This is a genomic window from Psychromonas sp. (assembly GCF_983033635.1).
This window is the reverse complement of sequence record NZ_CEZLMY010000009.1, coordinates 12,338-18,900: the sequence shown is the minus strand read 5'-3', so window position 1 is coordinate 18,900 and position 6,563 is coordinate 12,338. Positions and strand designations below refer to the sequence as shown.

At 37.2% G+C, this 6,563-nt stretch carries 8 protein-coding genes and 1 pseudogene; 7 read left to right on the top strand and 2 right to left on the bottom strand.

The features are described 5' to 3' along the window. Positions 1 to 602 precede the first annotated feature (602 nt). The 3 genes and pseudogenes from AC4GME_RS02275 to AC4GME_RS02265 form a co-directional block, all read left to right on the top strand. A pseudogene (locus AC4GME_RS02275) lies at positions 603 to 954 on the top strand (IS3 family transposase); the annotation flags it as partial. Between the two features lie 120 nt (positions 955 to 1,074). After that, positions 1,075 to 1,848, top strand: a complete 774-nt coding sequence (locus AC4GME_RS02270; RefSeq protein WP_490376437.1) for a winged helix-turn-helix domain-containing protein — start codon at positions 1,075 to 1,077, stop codon at positions 1,846 to 1,848. Continuing rightward, positions 1,838 to 2,320, top strand: a complete 483-nt coding sequence (locus tag AC4GME_RS02265) for a hypothetical protein (RefSeq protein WP_490376436.1) — start codon at positions 1,838 to 1,840, stop codon at positions 2,318 to 2,320. The genes AC4GME_RS02270 and AC4GME_RS02265 overlap by 11 nt, the downstream gene beginning before the upstream one ends. 131 nt (positions 2,321 to 2,451) lie before the next feature. On the opposite strand, the gene AC4GME_RS02260 is transcribed toward AC4GME_RS02265, so the two are convergent. Beyond that, positions 2,452 to 2,610, bottom strand: coding sequence for a hypothetical protein (locus AC4GME_RS02260; protein WP_490378969.1), 159 nt, complete (start codon positions 2,608 to 2,610; stop codon positions 2,452 to 2,454). Between the two features lie 382 nt (positions 2,611 to 2,992). Here AC4GME_RS02260 and AC4GME_RS02255 point away from each other — a divergent pair, with 382 nt between their 5' ends. Both AC4GME_RS02255 and AC4GME_RS02250 read left to right on the top strand, forming a co-directional pair. After that, complete coding sequence (locus tag AC4GME_RS02255; RefSeq protein ID WP_490376435.1) at positions 2,993 to 3,283, top strand: hypothetical protein; 291 nt, start codon at positions 2,993 to 2,995, stop codon at positions 3,281 to 3,283. A gap of 85 nt (positions 3,284 to 3,368) precedes the next feature. After that, the gene (locus AC4GME_RS02250) at positions 3,369 to 3,776 is read left to right on the top strand and encodes a hypothetical protein (protein WP_490376434.1); all 408 of its coding nucleotides are present in this window, start codon (positions 3,369 to 3,371) and stop codon (positions 3,774 to 3,776) included. Positions 3,777 to 4,110: 334 nt separating this feature from the next. Here AC4GME_RS02250 and AC4GME_RS02245 read toward each other — a convergent pair whose 3' ends face one another. Next, a complete protein-coding gene (locus AC4GME_RS02245; protein ID WP_490376433.1) occupies positions 4,111 to 5,016 on the bottom strand; it encodes a LysR family transcriptional regulator in 906 nt (301 codons plus the stop codon). Between the two features lie 190 nt (positions 5,017 to 5,206). On the opposite strand from AC4GME_RS02245, the gene AC4GME_RS02240 reads away from it, so the two are divergent. Beyond that, positions 5,207 to 5,515, top strand: a complete 309-nt coding sequence (locus tag AC4GME_RS02240) for a monooxygenase (RefSeq protein ID WP_490376432.1) — start codon at positions 5,207 to 5,209, stop codon at positions 5,513 to 5,515. An 8-nt stretch (positions 5,516 to 5,523) separates the two neighbouring features. Beyond that, entirely contained in the window at positions 5,524 to 5,904 is a 381-nt protein-coding gene (locus AC4GME_RS02235) for a hypothetical protein (protein WP_490376431.1), read from the top strand. Positions 5,905 to 6,563 lie beyond the last annotated feature (659 nt).

Here is a 6,563-nt window from a genome sequence, read left to right as displayed (position 1 = left end):
AAGTTATTAAAAATATTTTAATAATATCTTTGCATAGCGTTTTATCTTTTAATTTCCTTATTTATCAGCACGATAGGCTGTTGGTGTCATAGGCTGCAAATTTTGGCTTTATGCCAAGTTGGGACAAAATGGATCCGGCATAGATTGCTTATAACCGCCTAAATTCCAGGAGGGGAGTTCTCGATATCAATTACTGTTGTTGCTAAAATGTGGCTTGATCTTTTGCAGGGAGGGTGGATCAAAGAACATCAAAATTGTGATGGGCAAGCATTTAGATGGAATGGAAAACTAACTCCCGAGCAGGAAGAAATCCGAAATTAAAGGCTCAGGTAAAACGCCTTGAAATGGATAAAAACATCTTAAAAAAAGCGGTCTTCTTTGCGATAGAAACGAAATAAAATACTCGTTTATTACCCGTAGCAAGATGGCCTGGCCAATCAATCTCATGTGTAACATATTGAATGTCACCAGCAATGGCTACTATAGCTTTATGCGAAGAAGCTTAAATAAGCGGGTAGAGCCACTCCATGAAGAAATGTTGGAATGGGTTCAAGATATAGCAAAAGCCAGCGGTGACACGTACGGCAGTCGGCGCATGAAAGAAGCTGGAACTCTGGCTGCGCAACCAGGTGCAGGAGTCATTCACCATTCGGATCGAGGATCTCAATATGCCAGCAAAGAAATGAGACGGTCAATGAAAAAAAGTGGAATTAAGGGAGCATAAGCAGAAAAGGTGACTGCTGGGATAACGCAGTCGTTGAAAGCTTTTTTGGTACTTTGAAGCAAGAACTAGTGCAATGGCAGAATTACCAAACACGTTATGAAGCTCAACAAGATATCTTAATTTATATATCTATGTTCTATAACAGCTATCGCTTGCATTTATATTTAGGATATAAAAATCCGAATCAATATGAGGCTGAGCAGATAGCAAACTTAACATTAGTTGCTTAACTAGGTTGTAACAATCTGATGACTACTTCATCAGATCCCATTATAGAATATAAAATATAGAATGTAGAAAGTAGTTAGTTATAATGCAGCTCATATTTTTTAGTTGTATGAGATTTCTTTTTGAAAAATAATTCTGATAAAGTCACTTTAGTTAACGGAAGGCAATTATTACCTTCAGAATTAGCAGTCGTTATTGATGGTAATAAACACAAATTAGGTATTGGTGATTTTACGGTATTAGAAATCCTATTGAACAGTGTTGATATACCAGTAGACCGTGAAACTCTCTTCAAAGGAGCTTGGGCTGGCAAAGTAGTATCGGAAGCCAGTGTTACTCAATCTATTTTTAATTTGCGAGTTGCGCTTGGTGATGATGGCAAAAAGCAAAAGGTACTAAAAACGATTGCTAGAAAAGGTTACATGATTACCAGTGATAGTATTTCGTTTATCGATGTTCCCCCCAAAACAGACGCTCCACAGCAAAAGACAAAACCATTAAAATATAATTTTATTGTCGCCATGAGCTTACTCTTTTGCATCGGAGCAACTATTGGATGGCTAATAGTTCCGAGTGAAATAAATAGTATCTTTACAAAAAAAGAAGTTTTTACAGAAATTTACCAAAGTAAAAAAAATGAATTAACAGCGATAATTCACTTACAAAAAAACCTTGTTAGCTCTGAAGCATTACAGCTAAAACAAGATGTGCTCACAGCACTGACGAATAAAAACATACCGCAGTTAGACATCTTTATCTTATCAAATGAAGAGTATCATTCTTATGTTTTTGTCTCCCCGAACACGGATGCTTTCAGTGTAAATATAATCCGCCCTATAAGTATACAAAAAGGATTATTAATTAGTCTGGAGAGGTATATGCTTAATGATCAATAATAAATTATTCACTATTTTATTTGGAATAGGGGCTCTACTTTTAGGGGCGATTTTTGGTTATTCTTTTTCTGATGACAAGGTACTTTACCAGGGGAATTTTCATGGCATGCTGGTTAACCCTGTAGACAATGAGTTGGTATATGCAAAAACTGGAAAAATTATTATAGGTAAAAAGTTTGTTTCCAGTAATCACTATTTCACATCGGAGTCTGGTCAAATACACATGAAACACGGTGGTTATTATTTCGGAATATTTGACAAAGTAGAGAGAGAAATACGTACAGAAGGCGTAGTACCAAACCACTCTAGCCTTGATACGTATAATTTTAAACTTCCAAATGATGTACGACTAAGCAAGGTAAAAATTAGCAAGCTTCCCCAATTACCTGCATTCGGCTCAACGTTGTACTACCTCGAGAGAACCAGTGGGGTTGTAACAGTAATAACGTTGTATCATGAACCATCGAGCTAGCGTGCTTTGTTTTCAGGGTATACACAGCAGCCCTTGCTAAGATGGTAATTACCCTTGCGTTTTATTTTCCATGCCAGTCTTAATTCTCAAATTCATTCGTCATAACAGCCGTCATAAACCCTTTGCTTGCTTCAAAGCATGATGTCAGCGGTCAGTAAAAACTGACTGCGCGATCGACAGAACCACGAGTAGGCTTTCGCGATGGTGGCTTCATTCAGACTGTCTTCTTTGTTGCTTCTCCCTTCGAACAAAAGACCAAGCCACATTTTAGCAACAACAGTATTAGTCATTGCTATCGAGCCCCCTCGTATTTCGGCGTTTATAAGTTATTTATGGCATCTCCTTTTTGTACTAATTTGGCATAAATACAAAATTTGAAGTCTATAACACTGGCAATCTATCGTGCTGATAAATAAGTGGATTTAAAATAAAAGCAGCATGGGAGAATATTATTAAAATATTTTTAATAACTTTTGATTGGTGTAGGTACTGCTTTTTAATTAGCTTGGACTGGTGTTGCTACTGTGTTGCCAGATGAGGACACGTATCCAGCACTAGGTGATGTCGCAACCATTGGGATGCTGGTGGAGGACCGCAGGACATCGAGAAGCCAGCCCCTCAAGGACATTCAAAACTTATGATTTATGTTAATTAAAAATTGAGAGAAACATTATGAAAAAATTCACAATCTTATGTGCAATTGCGTTTAGTGCTTCAGCATTGGCGACAGGCGGAACTCCATCAGTACCTTGTTACATTGATGGTGCAATGGCTGGTTCAAATACAGTAGTTACTACATGTGGTAAAACGGATAATACCGAGACAACCACATTAAAAGAACGTCCAGTGACTGCAACTAATTCTCATGATTGGCTTGTGCAAGATAACGTACATAGTAAGGCAACAATAGCATTAAAAGAACGCCCATTAACTGCAACTCATTCTTATGATTGGCATATGTAAGGTCAATAAATAATTATAAAGTGGTCTTAACCTTAATTAGGACCACTTTATACTCTGTTATTATTTTTAAAACGGGTATATATCAATGGAGCATGGAGGCCATAGTATTGTAGTCAATGGGAACATCATTGTACTCAAATTGACAGGTGCTTTTAATGAGTATGGAGTGTTCAAATTTACTCAAGATGTAAAAGGAGTAATTGAAAGTTTCAACGGTAAGATCTTTTCTATTTTAGTTAATAATTTAGAATTATTAGGTGGCACCCCTGAAGCATATGCGGAACTTGAAAAATATAATAAATGGTTAAACAATCAAAATATGGTGGCTAAAGCAATGGTGATAAAGTCATCTGCTACTTTGGGTATTATCAATAGTTTGGTTCCATCTATAAAATTACAAAATATGAAAGACTTTGATAACAAGTATGAAGCTATCGAATGGTTGAAAAGCCAGTTAAAGAGGGATTATTTCTGTTTTAATTCAACCTGCTGAGAATACCCGGACCTTTTACAAAAAATCGAGAGGAGTTAAAACAGCCTCTAACAACTCATATCATTGAGCTGCTATAGCAGTATAAAGCATATTAAAAGCAAAATAATTACAACGGTCGTCCGTCACGGTTAAACCCATGCGAGTCACCTCAGCATAGCTGGGGGGGCAATGTTTAATTAGCGACAAAAAAGTGGTCATCGGTAGTAACGCAAGCTCACTACTTCATGCTGTTTTAAGTAGAGTTCCTTTCATCACTTATACCATAACCCTTAACTTTTTGAATTAGAGTTTCTTGTTCTAAAACCATTCCCTTTAGATAATATTTACTAATTCTCTATTGGATATTACCAATTCGTCTATTCGCTTCGGCAAGCAATAGTTCGTAGAGGCAACGAGCAGCTGGTCCCGTTTTAATCCCTTTCGGTAAAGTAATATGAATTGGAACCTGATAACGTTGTGAACCTTCTATAGATAATCGCACTACATTATCACTATTCATTTCATCTACCATGTGTTCTGGAAAACGACAAAAACCTAAGCCTTCTGTGACAGCTCGCCAAGCGTGGTCAAAATTATCAACTGTTAAGCGTTGTTGTGATTTCAGCCATCCGACATTTTTCTTATCTTTGGCCAGATGTGAACCAAGGTCACGTATTACAATTTGTGTCTCGGTTATTAAATCTCCCAGACAAAGGTTAGTTTTGTATGCCAACGGATGATTCTTGGCTACCACGGGAACCATAGTTGCAATACCGAAAGCTTCAGCAGGGTGGTTAGTAATTGGAAAGTTAATGATTGCAATGTCAGATTTTTCAGATAAAACAGCATCTGTTGTGCTAGATAAAGAAGTCTCAACGACTTGTACTGAAGTACTTTTATTTTGAGAGAAGAATTCGAGTAATGGTTGATATACCCACTTTTGACAGGTCAAATGATCGATAGATACTGTTATTTCAGATTCTATTCCTTTGGATAGTTGGCCGCTGATAACTTCAAGATCATGGGCTTGCTCTAGCATTGAACTGGCACGCCGGAGCAAGGATTTTCCCTGCTCAGTCAATACGGCTCTGCGTCCCTTAATATAAACTAATGAAATGCCTAACTGTCCCTCTAATTTTTTTATTGCATAGATTAACGTTGTATGACTTTTGTTTAGCTGGGCAGCGGCCGCTTGAATACTTCCAGAACGATCGATTTCCTGTAGTGTTACCCATTGCTCTAGCGTGGTTTTTAATCTCATTGGTCTATTTTTTCCACAGTTATACAATAAAATTTGAACTTTAATGTTTATTTTTTACAGATATGATTATTGCACATCTCGCGAAGAGTGCTATAGCTGAGAAAGTTTTTTCTGTCAGGAAAGTATTTTTCAGGTATAGGGAGATATTCGCGAAATCATTTCTATAATGAAAATTACGGAGCAATTAATTATGCGTACATTATTACAGGTAGACTTTAAGTTCCAAGGCCCATTTGGTGAGGAAATGTCCCATTTATTAAAAAAGTTGGCTGAATCTATTAACCGGGAGTCGGGGTTGGTTTGGAAAATTTGGACAGAAAATGAAACAACTCAACAAGCAGGCGGTATTTATCTTTTTGAAAATAAAGAATCGGCTTTGGGTTATTTAGAAATGCACACGGCTCGTTTGCAAAAAATGGGAATTTCAGAAGTGCAGGGTAAAGTGTTTGATATTAATGAAACTTTATCTTTTATTAATAAAGCACCAATTGCGAGTTAGGGGGCTGAATGAAAAATAAAACATTTTTATTGATACATAGTGCTATTTATGGAGCATTTGCCGTAGCACTATTTTTTATGCCTAGCCTGATTTGGCCTATGTATGGTGTAGAAGTGAATGATCAATATGCTTACTTTTTGTCACAACACAATAGTATTTTCTTAGGTGGAATAGCAGCTATCAGTTTTCTATTTCGTGAAATAGAAGAAAGTGAGTTATCAAGAAAGCTATTTTTGGGGTTAATGTTGACCAACATACTTGGCTTGATTATCACATTATATGCCTGCATCAATACAATATTTGTTGGTTTTGGGTGGACTGATCCGGCATTTTTTGCACTGCTTTCAGTTCTGAGTTTTATTCAGTTAAAAAAGCAGTCCCAAAAGTAACATATTCGTGTTTGGTCATTAAATTCAGGGGCGTTCGGCATATAAAAGTGACAGGGCAGCCCCCGCTTTTGACTAAGTTAATTTCGATACCAGAAGTTATCCTAAGGGTTTATAAATAGGAAATGGCGATTTGCATAGGCAGTCGCCATTTTTGTATATATCTCACTCTTACCACCTAACCGCTAATGCTCGCTTCTTCCCGACAGCGAGCAATACGATCAACTCGTGGATATGTCAGCTCTTATATCGTCCTGACTTCAAAATTGTCATATCAGAGCCAAACTAATCCATTTAAAGTAATACCATAAGTAATACCGCTTGAAAGTCGAACTATGAAATGACGTGTAACATGCTGTTTATATTCTGGTCAGTTTTTGTGGTTCGAAGATGCCTATCGCTGAAATGGAACGGAAGCGTATATTACAGCGCAAGGACGCAATAAACATGCAATCAGTAAAGAGCAGGGTGCAGTCGCACTACCGTTTACAAGGTGCTGGGATAAAGTAGGGAATTAGTGGAATAGTTAAATTGAACTGACTGACAGTTCAGTTTGTTAGGCTCAACTTAATCGAACAAATCTACGCTCGCTAACTCCCAATAGCGAGTGTAAAAGTCTATTTCTCCTTTAACTAGATATGCCATAACGCTAAGGCGCTTTA

Bases quoted from the DNA above. Each gene is read 5' to 3' on its own strand.
- AC4GME_RS02265 (WP_490376436.1), top strand. From the start codon at position 1,838: ATGATCAATAATAAATTATTCACTATTTTATTTGGAATAGGGGCTCTA.
- AC4GME_RS02260 (WP_490378969.1), bottom strand. From the start codon at position 2,610: ATGACTAATACTGTTGTTGCTAAAATGTGGCTTGGTCTTTTGTTCGAA.
- AC4GME_RS02255 (WP_490376435.1), top strand. From the start codon at position 2,993: ATGAAAAAATTCACAATCTTATGTGCAATTGCGTTTAGTGCTTCAGCA.
- AC4GME_RS02250 (WP_490376434.1), top strand. From the start codon at position 3,369: ATGGAGCATGGAGGCCATAGTATTGTAGTCAATGGGAACATCATTGTA.
- AC4GME_RS02245 (WP_490376433.1), bottom strand. From the start codon at position 5,016: ATGAGATTAAAAACCACGCTAGAGCAATGGGTAACACTACAGGAAATC.
- AC4GME_RS02240 (WP_490376432.1), top strand. From the start codon at position 5,207: ATGCGTACATTATTACAGGTAGACTTTAAGTTCCAAGGCCCATTTGGT.
- AC4GME_RS02235 (WP_490376431.1), top strand. From the start codon at position 5,524: ATGAAAAATAAAACATTTTTATTGATACATAGTGCTATTTATGGAGCA.